The sequence below is a fragment of the candidate division KSB1 bacterium genome (genome assembly GCA_034506395.1).
Classification (GTDB): Bacteria; Zhuqueibacterota; Zhuqueibacteria; order Thermofontimicrobiales; family Thermofontimicrobiaceae; genus Thermofontimicrobium.
Map to the genome: position 1 here is coordinate 1 of JAPDPQ010000006.1, position 17,782 is coordinate 17,782.

Annotated in this window: 15 protein-coding genes; all 15 read right to left on the bottom strand. The window is 43.3% G+C overall.

Features of this window, described 5'->3' with window-relative positions; translation table 11 throughout:
* Positions 1-299 precede the first annotated feature (299 nt).
* Positions 300-914 (bottom strand): CRISPR-associated protein Cas4, encoded by a 615-nt coding sequence (gene cas4, locus ONB37_05555; protein MDZ7399614.1) that lies wholly within the window; start codon positions 912-914, stop codon positions 300-302.
* On the bottom strand, positions 889-1,179 hold the full coding sequence (cas2, locus tag ONB37_05560) for a CRISPR-associated endonuclease Cas2 (GenBank protein MDZ7399615.1): 291 nt from the start codon (positions 1,177-1,179) through the stop codon (positions 889-891). The genes cas4 and cas2 overlap by 26 nt, the downstream gene beginning before the upstream one ends.
* A gap of 204 nt (positions 1,180-1,383) precedes the next feature.
* Positions 1,384-2,370, bottom strand: coding sequence for a CRISPR-associated endonuclease Cas1 (gene cas1 / locus ONB37_05565; protein MDZ7399616.1), 987 nt, complete (start codon positions 2,368-2,370; stop codon positions 1,384-1,386).
* Between the two features lie 120 nt (positions 2,371-2,490).
* Positions 2,491-3,177 (bottom strand): CRISPR-associated endonuclease Cas6, encoded by a 687-nt coding sequence (locus ONB37_05570; GenBank protein ID MDZ7399617.1) that lies wholly within the window; start codon positions 3,175-3,177, stop codon positions 2,491-2,493.
* 34 nt (positions 3,178-3,211) lie between these two features.
* Complete coding sequence (locus ONB37_05575; GenBank protein ID MDZ7399618.1) at positions 3,212-3,889, bottom strand: CRISPR-associated endonuclease Cas6; 678 nt, start codon at positions 3,887-3,889, stop codon at positions 3,212-3,214.
* The gene (locus tag ONB37_05580; GenBank protein MDZ7399619.1) at positions 3,886-4,653 is read right to left on the bottom strand and encodes a CRISPR-associated protein Cas5; all 768 of its coding nucleotides are present in this window, start codon (positions 4,651-4,653) and stop codon (positions 3,886-3,888) included. Before ONB37_05580 ends, ONB37_05575 begins: the two co-directional genes overlap by 4 nt.
* 10 nt (positions 4,654-4,663) lie before the next feature.
* Positions 4,664-5,551 carry a DevR family CRISPR-associated autoregulator gene (locus ONB37_05585; protein MDZ7399620.1) on the bottom strand — a complete coding sequence of 296 codons (888 nt, stop codon included), beginning with the start codon at positions 5,549-5,551 and terminating at the stop codon, positions 4,664-4,666.
* Between the two features lies 1 nt (position 5,552).
* A complete protein-coding gene (locus tag ONB37_05590; GenBank protein MDZ7399621.1) occupies positions 5,553-6,956 on the bottom strand; it encodes a hypothetical protein in 1,404 nt (467 codons plus the stop codon).
* Positions 6,953-7,735 carry a CRISPR-associated endonuclease Cas3'' gene (locus ONB37_05595; protein ID MDZ7399622.1) on the bottom strand — a complete coding sequence of 261 codons (783 nt, stop codon included), beginning with the start codon at positions 7,733-7,735 and terminating at the stop codon, positions 6,953-6,955. The genes ONB37_05590 and ONB37_05595 overlap by 4 nt, the downstream gene beginning before the upstream one ends.
* Positions 7,720-9,492: a CRISPR-associated helicase Cas3' gene (cas3, locus tag ONB37_05600; GenBank protein MDZ7399623.1), complete on the bottom strand. Its 1,773-nt coding sequence runs from the start codon at positions 9,490-9,492 to the stop codon at positions 7,720-7,722. Before cas3 ends, ONB37_05595 begins: the two co-directional genes overlap by 16 nt.
* Positions 9,493-9,789: 297 nt before the next feature.
* The gene (locus tag ONB37_05605) at positions 9,790-10,752 is read right to left on the bottom strand and encodes a WYL domain-containing protein (GenBank protein ID MDZ7399624.1); all 963 of its coding nucleotides are present in this window, start codon (positions 10,750-10,752) and stop codon (positions 9,790-9,792) included.
* A 667-nt stretch (positions 10,753-11,419) separates the two neighbouring features.
* Entirely contained in the window at positions 11,420-12,331 is a 912-nt protein-coding gene (locus tag ONB37_05610; protein MDZ7399625.1) for a DUF6206 family protein, read from the bottom strand.
* A 227-nt stretch (positions 12,332-12,558) separates the two neighbouring features.
* The gene (locus tag ONB37_05615) at positions 12,559-13,863 is read right to left on the bottom strand and encodes an aspartate aminotransferase family protein (GenBank protein MDZ7399626.1); all 1,305 of its coding nucleotides are present in this window, start codon (positions 13,861-13,863) and stop codon (positions 12,559-12,561) included.
* Between the two features lie 266 nt (positions 13,864-14,129).
* Positions 14,130-16,610, bottom strand: a complete 2,481-nt coding sequence (locus tag ONB37_05620) for an ABC transporter permease (protein MDZ7399627.1) — start codon at positions 16,608-16,610, stop codon at positions 14,130-14,132.
* A gap of 644 nt (positions 16,611-17,254) precedes the next feature.
* Entirely contained in the window at positions 17,255-17,632 is a 378-nt protein-coding gene (locus ONB37_05625) for a VOC family protein (GenBank protein ID MDZ7399628.1), read from the bottom strand.
* Positions 17,633-17,782: the final 150 nt, after the last annotated feature.

Below are 17,782 nucleotides of genomic sequence, written 5' to 3' on the forward strand. Positions count from 1 at the left end.
TCATTATAATTACAGTTTCAATCCTTGTTTTAGTGGAAGCGGCTCTCAAACTTCAAATTCGGGAAAAGTCTTTTTTGGGATAGAAATGTTTCAATCCTTGTTTTAGTGGAAGCGGCTCTCAAACAGATCCTAATGTTTAATGCATTATAAAATGTAGCCTTCAGATATTTTTTTCGGCGACGATCTTAGGTTAATTTCGCATTCTTTTGGACTAGTTTTTGTCCAATTTTCGATAGATTTACATATATTTTTCGTACGGTAACCCTCAGATATTCTATTTTTTATCATTCTTGCCTCTCTCACACACAAATATTTTTATAACAGCAGTCGGCACATTTGGCTCTGGACCTGGTGCGCGATGGAAATTTACCTGTCAGGATTATGTCAAAAATTTGCTCAATGGCTTTCTTTGCCTGGAGACGCTCGCGATCTCCGATGGGTATTGTGAGCAAATGGTTCTTGCTACGAACGAACACAAGGAAACCGCGCTGCACTGGCAATTCATAATTATCCTCAATCATCAGTGCTTGAAGGGTTAGCTGAAACTTGTAAGTCCGAAAGAGGCGCTCACGATAGCTGGCAAATTTATATTCCATCGGAGCAAGGGTACCGTCCTTGAGCCATAATACTTCGTCTAATAAACCTCTGATATGATGTTTTGGACTGTTTAAATATACTGAAATTTCCTTTTTGATGCAACCAATTTTTTTGCGAAGATAGTCCTTGTTGATGCGCTGCTTATTTTCATGGACGCTCCTACCAAGCTGGACTTTGAGCCGCAATTCCTCATGTTGGGGAATATTTAGGCATTCCATGAAATAAATGAATCTTGGACAGAACAGAAATTCCAAGACCAGCGACGGCGTCACCGAGAGTTCTACGGCCTCGCTAAAAGAATTTGGTTCTGATCTCATCGGTCACCATTTTTTTATCAAATGCCTGTCCCAATAATTTGACCTTTTTGAAATCATCGCGGCATAATGGGAAGATATAAACTGAATCTTTCTCAAGATCGATAAGTCGTTCGATCTTCAGGCTCAATTGATCGATTTGATTGAGGTTCAGTTCACCCAGGAACACAGATTTTTGAACGCGATAGATGCCAGCGCTGAGACAGGCTTTGGCGACTTTGGTGCGCGTTTTGGTTTTGATGATGTCGTAGATAACCCAGACCAGCATTGTCCCAAAGGTTTAGTTGTAGAAGTTGATTATTCAAATGACTTTCAAGCATTGCGTGATGTCCTCTTTTTGAAAATTAAAGTTCTCAAATCAGGTTGATTTGATTTTTTTTCGCCGATTATCTTGTTATCGACGATGCTCGGGCATAATATAAAAGTCAAATTGATTGTCATCAAAACTTTTATCGAGAAGCAAAATGGCTGATCATGTCCTCTGGTCGTGCTGTTTAATGAGCGAATTGGCCAGATGATGACAATCAAATTGAATGATGTCTTTGAGCTTGATGTTACGCCCTCGATGGCGCACGGTGGTCTCCATTCGTTCGTTAAAGGCGGTAATCAGCGCTTTTTTTCCCTCTTTGTTAAGCATGATTCCGTTTTTGATTGGGTCGAAATATTCCTTTTTGACTTGGCGTTTGCTGAACATATAGAAGACGGTTTTGTCGCCGATGATGCGATATGGTTCGATGAGGTCGAACACCAGAGACTTTTTGTTGTAATTATCGGTATGGAGAAATCCGACAAAGGGATCGAGACCGGCGATGATACAGGCTTTTTCGACCTGGCTGTAAAGGATGCCGTAGCAGTAGTTGAGCATGGCGTTGAATTCATCTTTGGCAGGCTGACGGCTACGGCCCTGGAATTTGAATCTGGGGGGAATAAGCTCGGCCAAAGCAGCAAAATAGCTGCGGCTGGCACTGCCCTCCAGGCCCATGATCTCGGACCGCTTTTGTTCGATGGTGCCTTGTAGTTGGCCAAGGCGTTCTCGAGCGGATCGCAGCGCCTGGATATGGTCTGTGATCTGCGCCGCTTTGTTCTCTCGGTGTCGGCTGAGTTCTTCGAGAAATTGAATCTGATGCTCGAGCTTTTGTTGTTCCCACTCGATAACCAGGTTGAGCCCTGCATCGGTCTCTGCTAACTCTAATTGTCGGCGCCGGATCAGCGTAGTGGAGCCAAGTTTAGGTTGCCAGATGCGGGCATAGGGATTGCCAAAGTTATCCAAAAACACGATATCGATGTTATGTTTGATCGCTAGTTCGATGGCGTCACTGGAGAAAATGACGCCGGTGGTGATGAGGATCGATTCGATCTTGTTTACAGAAATCTGTTGTTTCTGCTGATCGGTTTTGATCTCGAAGCAATCCTCGATCTTGTGAAGGTAACTTCCATAGGTGTTGAGCACAAGTTGCATAGCTGAGCTCCATTATTTTTACCTTCCGCTGGCCCTTTATTTGGAAAGAAAGGGCGCTTAGGATATTGCAAAAAATTTTCGAGTGTCGTGCTACATAGAATCCAATAAATAATTTCGGAGCTAATAATACTTAACCAACTGGTCGAGAGTGATTTGTTGTACGGTTCCAAAACCACGGGAGACGGATTTGCCCAATCCCAGTAAATCTGGTATTAGAAAATTGGTTGCGAAAAAACCGGTAAAGCCAGACATTGGCAGACCTTTGAGTTTGATGAGCCGCAGCCGTGTATCGGCGGAGACCTTGATTTGCCCAGGAACGGTGTAGCCCAAAGCCTTGGCTAGGGAAATCATGTTGCCGATCAGCACCCGATTGAGCAGTTCGAACCGTGCCTCCGCATCTTGGTTTTCCTGATAGAATTGATAGTTTCTTTGGTTTAAGCCCAACCAGGGGCTGAGGAAACGGTAAAACTTGAGCTCATCGGTCAGCCCAAATTCGGCTTCAGTGACCAAGATCTGTTTTTCGTGGATGGGAATGGCCAGGTCACCAATGGTCATTTCGTTCACCTGGTAATAGATTTGTTTCAAGATCTCCGCCCCTTCGCCGAGGCCGATGACGACTGGTTTGTAGTCGATCACTTTGTACTGCACCAGAGGATAGGAATAGAGATATTTTTTCGCCTCGATGTGGTGGTGCAGTTCGATGTACTCTGGAAACTTGCTGGCGAAGAAGCCGCGCAGCTTTGGGACATCACGCAGGAAAAATTTTTGGTTTCCGAGCGTGAGGGTTAGGAGTTGGAGTTTGGGCATAGTTTGAGGTTGCATATTCCACAAATGCTTCAAATTAAATTTTAATGATAGTCCCAAATCCTCGAGAGACGGATTTACCAAGGCCCCATAAGTTTGGAATTTGAAAATTAACTGAAAAATTTCCTATGAAACCAAGCATTCGGTTGCCCTTTAAAATTGCTGGAACTTCCTCTAATTGGGCTTTAGCTATTATATCTCCTGGAACAGTAAATCCGAGCCCTTTACATAGAGAAATTATGTTTCCAATCAAGATTCTTTCAAGCAAAATTTTTCTTTCTCTTTTGTGAGATGATAGATATTTCCGATAATTATCTTCATTTAAACCTAACCAGGGGGCAATAAAAGAATAGAATTGTTCCGATTTTGAAATTCCAATTTTGCTTTCATTGCTTTCTAAATTAATACGAATTACTTTCAGAAAATCATTGCCCAGCTTTACATTGGTAATGCTTTGAATTTTTTCTGTTACGGCTATACCCTCGGCAAGGCAGATTATGCATGCATAGCCATTTAGAATTTTATATTGAACTCTTGGATAGGAATATATCAAACCGCCTGGAGCATGATTATGGAAAAGGGTTTCCTCTGGAAATTTGCCAGCAAGATAGCCTCGAATTCCAATGGCATCTTCGGGGACAAGCTGCTTTTCTGTTATTAAAGAAATATTTGCAGAAGGAACTACTAATTCTTTTTTTAATCTGGAGTCAATCATTTCGTTTTGGCTTTCCTTCCCTTTTTAGATTCTTCTTGAACAAAATTTGGTTTTTCGGGACTGAATACAGCAGCTAATTTTTCCCCTCGTACCAAAAAGCATTCGTCAGCAATCTCGAAAGAATAGCTTTCCTGCGGATAATATGTATCTGCTTCATGGCTAAGAGGTGCTAAATACCTCTGCAGCTCAGCTTCTGGTGAAATAGGGTCGGATTGCATATAAAAGACGGTTGATTTAGATTCAGGCACCGAATTGAGCGAACCAGGGATAATTAGATTGAATGGTGAGACCGTATTCACCTTAACAATTGCACCTTTATTTATTTTGACGATCTCAGTTTCTTTAGATAACTTAAGACAAGTGACCAATGACTCGCTGTCACCCAAATAGATCGGAGATGAAAGCAAGGCATCAGCAAGGTTACTTGCTAAAGAATTTCTTTCGTCGTTGAATAAAATTAGGCAAGAAATCGCAGGCGCAAAGGCAAATTGTCTGATCAAAGCATTCATCGGAACTACTCGAACAGTGCACGCGGAAATTGCTATTGGATACTCCGATCTTGAGGTTGCCCCGATGATCGCCTGGTGCAAATTTTTTAAATGATCAACAGGATTTCCTCCAAATCGCATCCATAACGCATTTGCACAAAGCCCTTTTATGGTCGATGGTGGCGGTAATGGATAAGTGCGAGCACATTGATAGGAGTAGGGCACCCTTATCGAGTACATCGAAGATACTCGAAGGGTAAACTCTATGGCAACCATACCAGCCTCCTTATAGTCTATTTAAAATTTCATTAAAGATTTCCTGTACTGTGTTTTTTGCATTTTTTAAGCCTTCACCATAAGTCCACCAAGAAACACTATCGCCAAGAGATTCAAGTAGCGCAATAGATTCTTCAAATCCATTTGAGTATATTGGACTGATGAGATTAGGAATCGGCTTATCAGGGTTTGAAAGTGCCGCCAATAATCCCAGGCATTTTGTGTGTGGTAAAGCATGGGATTGGGAGGCTCCGAAAGAACCAATAACGAGTGGCAACAGAGATTGAACCGCAAGTTTTTGACGATCCTGAATAGTACCATTGATTAATCGATTATCTATTGTTTTTCCGATACGACTCAACTCAATGTTGCTGATAAAAGAGAATACACCAGATGAGTAAGATTTATAAAAAATCATTTGCGAAGTATCTTGAGTACCTGCCGTTGCTGCTGTGCCAGAAGCAACTCGCGAATGAATCACCTGTTTACTGGTGGGATTAGTTCCCAGAACAGGCAATAGCCATGAAAATGAAGCACAAGAAGATCTCCTTGGTGCATTTGTCATTTTTTCAGTAGAAAGGAAACCATGCACATCACAAATGACACAGCTTTGGATGGCATTCAATTCATCTTTTGCGTCCGATTGTCGATCAGGTTGACCGTCGTTACAGAGCCTACACAAGGGCAGCTTTTTTTCCAAAGCATATTTACGCATGTACTCCTGGTGCCAATGTTTCATCATCCGTCCGCTTACAGCGGGCATTTCGGGTAAAGGTTCGCCATTCTCAGCCACCATTCTGATTTGTCGAATATCTAAAGATTGTCCAACACTGCCTTCATTATTGAGATCATGGACATTTAAAAGTAATTTTGCAGCAATCGAAAGATAACCAGCCATTTTATGCCTCCTGTATTTTAAAATAGGTGAATGCTAAGAGAGCAATTAAGGTTTTTATCGCTTGAAATTGCTCACTATTTTCATTGATAAGCTGTAACAGCTTTTGAATTGTGCTCTGACCTGGTAAAAAAGGTTTGTGCTGCTTCTTAGGATCGAGCATCGCACTTTGGGCATCTCTCTGTGCATCAAGTAAGAGACGAGCGAATTCATCAGCATCTCGTGCTTTGCGAAGATTATCGACATAGCCAAAATTTCGATCCCTGACAAAATACTGAAGCATGTCAGCGACTTCTTTGATGACTTTGAATTCGTCGCCTTCTAAAAGAGTTTTTTTCATCTTTAGCACCTCCGTTATAAAAAATTCAGTTGTTGACCAGGGCAACAAAGCTTTGCTTTCTGTTGCACTGGAATATGATTTGGCAAAATCTATCAAAGCTGTTGATTCTCCGCTCTGAAGAGCCCTCGATAGAAAACCCAAAAGCTTACTTCGATCATCCAGTCGATAGCAATTCTGAACTAATGATCTATTATAAATTAGCTTTAAAAATCCTATCTCGGCTTGTGCAGGCTGTTCTACTTGAAAACCAAAGCGGGGAGCATTGCCACTACTGTCAATTCGACTAACAAAAAATGCATCGACAGCACCTTCGAGCGGCACAATCAAATGCGGGTGCAGGGCTAATAATGATAATAGCCCACTTGAGGCAGGGATATCTTCTAAATTTCCACGAACGTGCTTTGCAGCCGAAAGGTATTGGATCAATGATTCGCCTTGTATTTCTCCCCTAAAATGAGGCAGAAAGAAAAATCGCTCCTTTTTTTGTCTGTTGGTGGAGCTAATCGAAATATCTATTTGGAAAAAGTTAGTACCCGCAAGGGCTGCAGCTCCGCAATAGGGACATATAGGTAGTGTTATCTGGTAGGTAGCATTATCACGTTTTGGCGGCTGTCCTAATTGAGGCGAAAATGCCAATAGTGCTCCGAATATTTTCTCTTCTTTAGAAACTGCATGACCACAGGCTGAAGAATGAGCCCCCATTCGTTTTTCCGTCATATCCGAAAAAATTTCTTCTAAATTAGCAAGACCTTTTAGAAGCTTCTTTCCAAAATTAGCAACTCCTACTGCTTGTTTATCTAAATGAAGCGGCCTAAACCCCGGAGTTCGCAGCAGTAGAGATTGATCAGCCAATTTATTTTGACATAACCAGCCCAAACTACTAGCCAGAAAATTAGAGGGATTTGCATTTGTAGATATCCTTACTTCATAACGGTCAAATTGCTCCACTAAAGTGATTTTTTCTGGATCGACTGAATTCAAAGCAGCAGCACAAAGCCCTAATGCAATCCGCATTTCAAAATCAGGAAGTCCCGTACCAGGAGTATAAAACGTTCTGATCTGATTCATGGCAATATTCCTCCCTGAAGATAAATATTTAAAATTGATTGATGCCATTCAGGCGATTCTACCTTTTCACCTTCTTCATCTTCATCATGCTCAATTTGCGGCCGCTGGGCTGCTGCGCGCCAGTCACAGACTTTCAAGATATGGTGGATAGCAAGCGCTTGTAATCGGTGTTGGTGTTGCTCAATTTGTTTTGGGCAACGCGACCATAGGCGTAAACGTTGGGCAATCTTCTCTAGATCATGAAGTTTTATTGAGCTCAATGGATTAAATTTCAAACCAGGAATTGCAATTTGATCGCAAGAGCGCTGAAACGCATCTTCTGCCCCATCCGCCCAGCGAAATTCTTCAGTTCCGTATTTTACCAGGCCACGATTTATTGAATCTTCCGCGGGGTACTCCAGATTCGCTTTTGCCAGTCCGCTATCAAGGTGATGCATCAAAATAGCCAAACTTCCTGCATTTTTCAAATCATCATTCTCAGTTATAAAAAAATCCATGAGGTAAGGCGCTCCTAATGTAGCATGGGGGGGTTTAGATTTGTTCTTTCTTTCATCCTTTGGAAGATGGATATTTTCTTGCCATGGCTGGGTCAATTTGCCAATATCATGACATAAGATGGTTGACTGGATAAAATCATTGACGATATTTTGATGTAGATTAAATAGCCGTCTCAGAGTCGGTACAAATCTATTAGCTATTCTTTTCCAGGCTTCTAGGCAAAGGTGAATATGTTTTTCATAAAGTTCATTGGGTGCGCTCCAAATTATAAAATCAGGCATGATTGGCCCTCCTCGGTTTCATCAGCTTTTTCTTTATGCTCTAATCTAAGTCCGATGTCTTCATCATAAATATTTTTATCATCAGAAATGAGAACATAAGTTTGAAACGGCTTCACACGTTTCTTATCTAATTCATTTTCAAGACTGCTTTTTCCGAAATCATAAGGTCTTAATAGATCTGTTTTCTTGCTGACAAGATACTTGAAATTCAAATTAACTATATGCTGGCGCAATTCAGAATATGGCAAGTAGATGCCCTGTTCGGATTTTTTCTTGCCCCGCCTTTTATCTTCTTTTGATATCTGTGCTGAAGAACTCAATAACTGATCAATGCGACTTTTGGAGATTACTGCCAAAGTGCAATACATATCTTCTCGCGCCGATAAATTCCAAGGCACTTCATCAGCATAGAGCGTGGCGTCAAACAATTGTCCCAAAGCTCCTCGAGCTTCTATGTCGTCGGTATGATATTTCATCTCATTACAAAAGGCAGTGGTAGCAGACCAATCGACAAATAGATTCTGCGGTGCTTTGTGTTTCAAGTATTCCCATGCAATACCAGCATATTCTCCACTTTTAATTCCCTCAAATTGACTTGGTGAATCTTTTTTATTATCAACGTAAGGGAAAGCCTGCCCCCATTCATCATCATTGATTAATGAATCAGTTCCCATGGGCCGAACAATAATTACTCGCCCATTCCCTCCCCATCTTGCCACACGCCCAACACGCTGGACAAGTGCATCGGCTGCTGCACATTCTGTGATCAAAAGGTCACAGCTAATATCAAGACCAACTTCGCAGACTTGGGTTGAAATTATGATTCCAGATTTGGAATTTTCTTTGCCAAAACTATCAACAGCAATTGTTTCTTTAGAATCACGATCTTTTGTCGCAAATCGTGAGTGAAGCAAAGTTATAAAATCATCTCGCTTTTGGAGACTAATAGCTAAATTTTGAGCGACGTCTACACGATTGGCAATGATTAATATTTTTTTCCCTTTGTTCTCATTAAGAAGCTTAAGCAATTTTGCTGATGCAAAGCTATTCTCAATTAATCCCCAATCCTGTAGTTCCCATTGAATGAATCTATCTGAAGTTGACTTTGAATTCGTTTCGGAATATTCTATTTTTTCAGGTCTGCCAAAATTTGAAAATAAATCATCTTCTAAAGTCCTGGGCATGGTAGCTGTCATTACAATTGTTGGTATTCGACTTACATTAAGTATTTCTATCATAGCACGCATAAGTGAATGGGTGTATGGCGAGTATAAATGTGCCTCATCAAATACCACCATAGAATTAGCTATTGCACCAGCAGGAAGATCGAAATGCTTTCCTACCTGGGGTTTTGAACGCGCATATCCATATAAAAATTGATCAAAAGTAGTAACGCATATATCTGCAAAGAAAAGAGGATCCAGCGAGCTTGTTCCATGTTCTATTCCAACAATAAGAGATCTTCCAATTAATTCTTTAATTCTATTTGCATATTTCTGAATCCTATCTTTGATTTGATTACACAACGCTCGGGTAGGCAAAACATAGATCAATCTTGGTGCAATAATCCAATCATTTTTTATTGCTTGGACTAAATAAGGAATTATGACTGCTTCAGTTTTTCCATAACCGCAAGGCAATCTTAAAAATAAAAGCTTTTCTTTCTTCTCCTGCTGACTCAATATTTCAAAAACCAAAGATTGTTCTGAATAAGGCGAGAAATTACAAATAGAATGATAAATTTCATTAAAATTCATATTAATTCTCCATTAAATAGAGATGATTTAATTTTTTAAGTAACACACTATCTATAAATAGCTCAGCTTTTTTTAATATAAATCATTAATCTTAGCAACAAACACCAAGCCCCAGAGGCATGACAGAGAAATTTTGACCTGAAAATACTAGAAATTCTTTGGAAGCTGTTCGGATGTTATCAGATTGATAATAAATATATCTTAAATTAGCCTCTTACTCATCTTAACATTTTCATTTTTAAAGATAAAATAAACCTGAACGATAAACAAGCATTTTAAACTTTTATCCTCAAGAGCTCAATACAACCCCATCATCTTCTCTATCTCCCTTTTTATCGACGTCCTCAAAACCTCTGGCGCAATCACCTCCACCTCAGCCCCGAATTGCAACACCCAATGGAGCACATTTTGCAAGCCTTGGACATCCATCTCCATCATCAAACCGCCATCCTCCAGCTCAGTGAGCTTTTGGGTGTTATGCCAGCGCCGCTCGCGGATCCAGCGCGCCTGGTAAGGGGTGAATTTCAGAACCACATGATAAATTTCTCCCCCGCAAATCAGATTGAAGCTATGCTGCAAGAGCTTTTCAATCGAGAAATCCCTAGGACGTCGAAAATGCAGTTGAGTAGGTTCGATCTGAATGATGCGGCTCAAGGCAAATATCCGCACATCGCCCCGCAAATGACAATAGCCAATCAGATACCAATTGGCATAGTGATTGTGCAGTAGATACGGGTCGACCAGTCGCTTAGTCTGCTCACCGCTATGATAGGCGTGATAGGCAATATTTACCCTCTGTTCGTTCAGGATCGCCTGTTGGAGCAGCTCAAAATACTCGCGTTCAATCTTGGAGCTAGGCAGCGGTTCAAATGAAACAAAGTCAGCATCTTGTTCAACATCCTCCCGATCTGGGATAAAGGACAGGATTTGCTGAATGGCAGTTTTAATGTCTTCGTAATAAGGAGTGTTTTCATATTGTGTCAAAAAGCGCTTATGAATGATCAATGAAATGATTTGTTTTTCGCTCAGTTGCAGGGCTGGAAAGAAATAGTTGGGCTTGGCATAATAATAGCCATTCCTTCGTGCATCAAACTCGATAGGCGCTTGGATCATGTCGCGCATGTATTGGATATCGCGCGCAATGGTCTTGGGGCTCACCTCGATTTCGCGAGCCAAGGAAGTGCAATTCGGATATTTGTTCTCCCGTATCCGCTGATCGATGATCATAAGCCGATGAATTACTGGGCGAGAATATTTCATGCTAAAGCTCCCTTCTTTTAGGGCCCTTGATTTCTACATAGTGAATAAATGTTGAACAAATATCCGGTGCTGCTACGCATGCATGAGTCGCATTGATTCTGATAAATCGGACGCGATAAGATACCTTCATTCCAAAGCACGTCGTCAAAATTATAAATCGATTCTGTTTTTTAGAACAATGAGAGAGAACAGATTTTCATTCCTGCTAAATAGAAGATAGCGATCGTTGCGAGGATCCACCAGTGGTCGGAGAAGGGACAATTTGCGATAGTCGGATGAGTTTCAAAATTCCTCGCTTCGATTTCAATAGGATGATTCTTAAGCGTGCGGAATTTTAAAATTGTACCTAAAATATAGCAACGAGGATCGGACATTGATAGACCTAGGATCAACTTTTTTTGCAAAATGTGATATTTTAAAAATATTGCCTTCGATTTAAATATGAAAGCACAACTATTATTTTGACGATTGGAGAAATTTTAGCGAGATAAAATTTATCACAAATTAACATAAAATTCAAGATTTTTTTGTAACCATTAATTGAACTCAGTTCAGCACCGCGAATCCCAATCATCCCATCGTCAAGTTAACGGATTTGTCTCGAATTCTGATGGTCGAGAAAGGGAACCTATGGTTAGCTCAACCATTGTGCTGTCTGGGGAACTCATCAGCGCTTAATCCTGCCTGGGAGAATAAATTCATAGCGCTGATGCAGCACTCTAGTCTTGATCCAGCGGTCAATTCGACGAAAACTGAGAAACAGTGTCCAGATGAGTCGATCTTCCCGATAATATTTATTGACCTCTTGCTCGCTCAACGGTTTGAGATCGTCGGTAAGCCTCTGGTTAATGATCTCCAGCACCATCGGGATCAATTGTGGTCGCCCCTCTTTAAATAAATTTGCGGTGAGATCGAGATAAACCAGACGCTGATCGTAATAGCGGGTCATGACGTCGTCCAGAAAGAACAAGCGGAGGATCCAGCGGAGAAAGCCTGGGGCACTGCGCAATAATGGTTCAGGATCCATTTGTTCAACTCCATTTTTGCGAAACAGTGGGGTGCTGGTGTCGATGAAATAGAGCCGGTCCTCGTGCCATACCCAGTTGGATAATTGACCATCCAGCGAGAGCTCAATGGTTGGCCGATTGTGGCGATTGAACTGCCAAACCTTCTCGATTTCAGTCACCACGCGCTCAATCAATGGAGCAATTTGGGAGGGCTCGAGCTGGTGGATCAGACGGTGGACGAAGCTTTCGGTGGGGAACTGTTGTTGAGCGATGTAAAGCGAGATGATTGGCCGCTGCGAGGCAACAATGATCGCCTCGTCCTCTGGCAAGCTTAAGCCCGCTTGTCTCAGGCTGTCGCAATATTCCCGATATAATCGGGCGTAGCGATTCGCAGCTTCATTGGAACGGAACAGTGGCATTCGTTTATAAGCCACGCTGGTGTCGTCTTTGATTTGAAAAATCGTAGAAATTTCCCCATAGCCCAAAATTTTGGCCGGGATCGGCGAGCCAGCGAGATTTTGTGGATCGAGTTGGGATTCGAATTGAGCGAGCAAGTTCATATCAATTTTCATAGCCATGACTCCTGTAAAAATCTCGATAACTGCAGAGCAAATGAAGAGCTCATAAATTGAAGGAAGACGATTTGCACGCAACACCTTCGAATCAGGTATTGAAATCAAGAAATTGAAGACCACGGCCCAATCCCATGCGAATGCTCGAAACTCTTGCATGGGAGGATTTTTCTATTCCGTTTTGCGAAATTCCAAAGCCTCTGTCTGCCATACATTATCGGGCTTCATCAGAACAATTTTTCAATTTTTCTTTTCAATCGAACAACTGGTTTCAAGCGCCGCGCTGCGGAAAGCGCATGGTCCAATTGATTCATGACCCAATCGACCTGTTCGAAGCTGATGTCCAGCGGCGGGAGCATTTGGCAAACAGATGTATCGTTGTTGGCATACACTAAAAGCAGATCGTTATCGTAGGCGGTTTTGGTGAGGATTGGGCCAGAGAGCTCTTCGCTGAGCTTCAGCCCCATCATCAGGCCGAGCTGGCGCAATCCCAGCAAAAAGCGGCTATGCTTTTTTCGTAATGCTTCGATGCCAGAAGCGAAATGGCGTGCCAGGTTATTGACATGTTCGAGGAATGAAGGCGCGGACGAGATTTCCAGCACCTTTTTGGCGATGACGCATCCGATCTCCGCGCCACCGAATGTGGAGATATGGATAAAGGGATCGGGATGAAACACCGCCTCGAGGGGCTGGCGCAGGATGGTAGCGCTGATCGGATATAATCCGCCAGAGAGGCCCTTGCCGAGCACGACAATGTCTGGGATGATATCGTAATGCTGGAACGCCCAGAGCTTTCCGGTGCGTCCCAAGCCAGTCTGGACTTCGTCAAGAATGAGGAGGACGTTGTTCCGATCGCAGAGCTGTCGCACGGCCTGGAGATATTCAGCAGACGGGACGACAATCCCCATGGTTGCTGGAACGGTTTCGAGGATCACAGCGGCGGTATCGCCGTCGATGGCATCCGCTAGGGGTTCGATTTGGCCAAATGGCACCTGAAGGAAGCCTGGGGCAGGTGGTCCAAAGGGAAGTCGATATTTAGGATCCCCAGCGGCCAGCGCCAGCCCAGTATGGCCATGGTAGCCACCTTGAGCGGAAATGATCTTTGTCCTTTTCGTAAAGGCTCGTGCCACCTTAAAAGCGAGATCGATCGCTTCGCCGCCGCCCACGCCAAATACCGTGTAGTTCAAGTCCCCAGGCATCAATTGGGCAAGGTAAGCAGCCAACTCGGCCCGCGCAGCGCTCATTAAATGATGATTACCTATGTCATACTCATCCAGGGTCCGACGCAGCAATTCAATCAGCACTGGATGGCGATGCCCCAAATTAAACACCCCTCCGTTGCAATGAAGGTTGAACAGGCGCTTATTGCCGTCATAATCCCATAAATAAGGCCCCTCGCGCCGGCCCATGACAAAATCCATCCCATATTTTTTGAAAAATGCAGCCTTGCCCCAGGAAACATGATCCCGAAATGTAGCGATAATTCGCTGCTTCTCGGTGGATGGCTTACTTTTTGAAAATGACAACTTCATGAATCGCTCCTTAACTGAATTGCTTATCGACATTGCTATCCAAAAGAACCCTTTTTCTCGTTTCGGTTATGAGACAAAAGCTATCGCTGCATGACAATTGTTCCGGTATGGCTTACCATGTTGGCGATAGCAATTGATCGATGAGGATTATTCGGCTTCCAATTCATCAGAACCAAATAATGAAAGTCTCTAAGGTGGATAAGCATAAATTTAATTTGTCATGCTGAAAAAATGGTCGCAAGTCAAGTTAAATTGCATTTCTCCTTTTATCCCAGTTCCATCAATTCGAACAGGGTAACGAAACGAAAGGCCGATTGGAACTCCCTTTTATTCGTAGCTCGAGCCGCATGGAAAGTGATAGTGCGCGTCTGATTGGGATAGAGGTCGAAAAAGTTATCGCTGAATTGCCCTGGAACGCCAGGGGATTCGAGGATAACTGAACGGGCCAGATTAGTTGAGCTGATCTCAATCGAAAATTGGCGATCGCTGCCGGCGATCCGAAAACGGATCATGGGTTTTATCAGCTTTAGATTTTTAGGCCAATCGAAATAAAAAGCGTTTTCCGATAAGAGCGTCTGTTCCTCATTAAATAAGCTGGCATGAATGAAAGCGCTTTGGAGATCAATCTCAGATGGGATATCGGACTTCGAGATCGAATAACAAATTGCGCTAGCATGAGGCTGAATCTGAAAAGTTTTGCGCTGCGTGAAAATCTTGGTCCCGTCAAAGTCGAGTAATGTGACGGAAAAATTGGCATCAATGGGCTGGTGGAGATCGGAGATGACATAAAAATTGTAAGCTCCATTTTCGAATACTGGAGAGACCAAAACAGGTGAATAGAACCTCCTCGCATAGTAATGGAGCGCCTTCCAGCGACCATAATAATCGATCGACGACCAACTGGCGACCGGCCAGCAGTCGTTGAGCTGCCAGTAGAGGCCTCCCATACAACGAGGCCGAATTCGGCGAAAATGCTCAGCACCGATCTTAATCCCTTCAGCCTGGAGAATCTGGCTCAGCCAGACGAAATGATCGAAATCGTTGGGAACGACAAAATATTGCTCCATGTAGCGCTTGATCAACTTGTTGCCTTCGGGATGCTTCTGATGGGTAATCATCACCGGGGAGGAAATATCATGATCTTCGGGAGTGGTAAATTGAGCGATGGTCTCTGGTTCAGGGAAGCTCTGGAAACCGTACTCGCTAATGAACCGCGGCAGATGCTGGAGATAGCGTTCAAAAGGCTCCTGTTTATGCCAGACACCCCAGTAATGCGTATCGCCAGCCTTGGGATCATTCGGATCGAAGATGGCATCGGCATCGCTGGCTGGAGAGGATGGCCAATAACTTCGCGATGGATCCTCAAGGCGACAGACTTCGGGAAGCACGCCATGAAATAGCTTGAGATAATCCTCCCATAAGTTTGCCGAATATTTTTCCTGCCAACCCCAATCATGCCAACCCATTTCGATCTCATTATTGCCGCACCACAGCGCCAGGCTCGGGTGATGGCGCAAACGCCGCACTTGATAGCTGGCTTCCTCTCTGACTGAGTTCAGAAATTTTTCATCACCTGGATACAATGCACAAGAGAACATAAAGTCTTGCCAAATCAAAATGCCGAGTTCATCGCACAGGTCGTAAAACAGATCGGCCTCATAGATACCGCCGCCCCAGACTCGGAGCATGTTCATATTCGCCTGAGCTGCGCTGGTAAGCAATTGGCGATATTTATCGGCTGATACTCGCGGGACAAGGCTATCGGCTGGAATCCAATCCGCACCTTTGACGTAAATTGGCACTTGATTGACAACAAAGGTAAAGCTCTCTCCCCAGTGATCCGTCTCTCTGCGCAACTCCAATTGCTGCAAGCCAATGCGCTTGGTATGCTGATCAGCAATTTCATGGCTATTGACAAGTTCGGTGCGAAATGTGTACAGCGCTTGCGCGCCGTATCCGTTAGGCCACCAGAGTTGAGGACGATCAATCTCCAATCGCTGCGCCAATTGGTTTGTCCCTATAGCGAGTTGTACCGCAAAGTGTTTTGAAATATCATGCTCATCATCCGAAATCCTAACGATGGCGGACTGGTTTAGGTCCGAGATCACCTGAGTGGTGATTTCCAATAGAGCTTTGCTTTCATTCAGCTCCAAGATTGCAATGCGCTGATCCATGATCTTGGCATGATCCCATCCCACCAATTTCACTGGCTGCCAGATGCCACAAGTAACCAATCTAGGTCCCCAATCCCAGCCAAAATGATAGGGTGCCTTGCGGACATATGGGCTGGTGGCTCTTTTGGGCTCGTTCGCTGCGGGCAAAGGGACTTCCATTTTTTCGATTTCGTGCGACAACCGCTGAATTGGCGAACGGAAGTGCACGAGCAACACATTGTGTTTTGGTTTGAGGATGGATTTCACCTCAGTCGACCAAGGTCGATACATGTTATCTGCCTTTATAATGAGCTGACCGTTGAGTTGAACCTCGGCATAAGTATCTAAACCTTGAAAAATAAGTTGTAGATGTCGCCGAACGAGAAATTCTGACGGCACATCAAAGACGAGCTGATACTCCCAGTCCTGATCCTCAATCCATTGCACTTTCGATTCGTTGTCACGAAAAAACGGATCTTCGATTAGCTGAAGATGAAGTAGATCCAGATGAATGCAGCCGGGCACCGTGGCGGGTAACCATTGCGTTTGACCAACCTGACGGAATTCCCAGCCATTCGATAGTTCAAAATCCACAGGAATCTCCTCGGTTCAGGGTGATAACAGTTTTCAATATCTGGTGAAACAAAAAAGACCTCTAGGTTGATATAACTGGCATTGCGCCCAAATGCACAAGAGTAATTGTTAGAGGTACCAGATGCAATGCTTTTCTCGGAAATAAACTTCCTATTATTTCATGTATTCAGAGTCTTTTTCCGTTTTCATTTTAAAAATTTATGATAGTAGAAATGACCTATTGCAGCAGGAAAATCATTGAATTGATAAAAAAGGATCGCTGGATCTATTTGGACAAGAAGTATTCTCAGGCGCAAAAAATTCACGACGACACGATAGGTGCAGCTCGAATCTTGCAGATTGCAATAGGTATTTGATTCTGCCTGATAGAAATCAATGGGTCCAGCGAGGAGTAGAGAGAAAAGAAGCAGCAATTGTCGTAACTTATTGGACATTTCAAACCCGAGAAGCATGATCTCCTTTCGTTTTGGTGATTGCGGAATCGAGCCTGAAACTTCGAAACCGCAGTTGATCAGAACGCATCCATGAACTCTACATCTCAGAATCCCAACCTGAACTTTAAATGGGGCAGAGATACAGGAATGATCTCATTTTTCGATTGATCACGATTTTTTATTGCGCACAAAAATATTTTGGGATAAAATTTAAGCCTGATGAAGCTGGATGAGATTGCCGCACCCGTCCTCAAACAAGGTCTGAATCCCCCATTCGGTTTTGGTCGGTTCACTGCGAAAGGCGATCCCCTGTCCTTTGAGTCGCTCATATTCAGCATTGATGTCATTCGTGCCGAACACAATCACTGGAATACCAGCTTTGAACACTTGTTCCTGATACGTTTTCGCAATTGGATTGTTATTTGGCTCAAGAAGGAGGCTCGTCCCATTCGGTTCTTCGGGAGAGGCAACGACGGCTAATTGAGCTTCTGGAATGTACACTTTTTTGATGAAACCAAGTTTTTCAGTATAAATTTGAAACGCCTTGATCGGGTCATCCACAAAGATACTGGTCAATGCGATTTTCATGCTTTTCTTTTCCTCATTTTTGTTTAACTAGCATCGGTTTGGGTCGATCATCCGAAATTTGCGTTCGAGGGGGAGTCGCTCAAAATGACCTTGGCTGACTTGCTCAGCAATGATATATTTGCGAAGCTTTTTTTCACCACCAAAATCGAC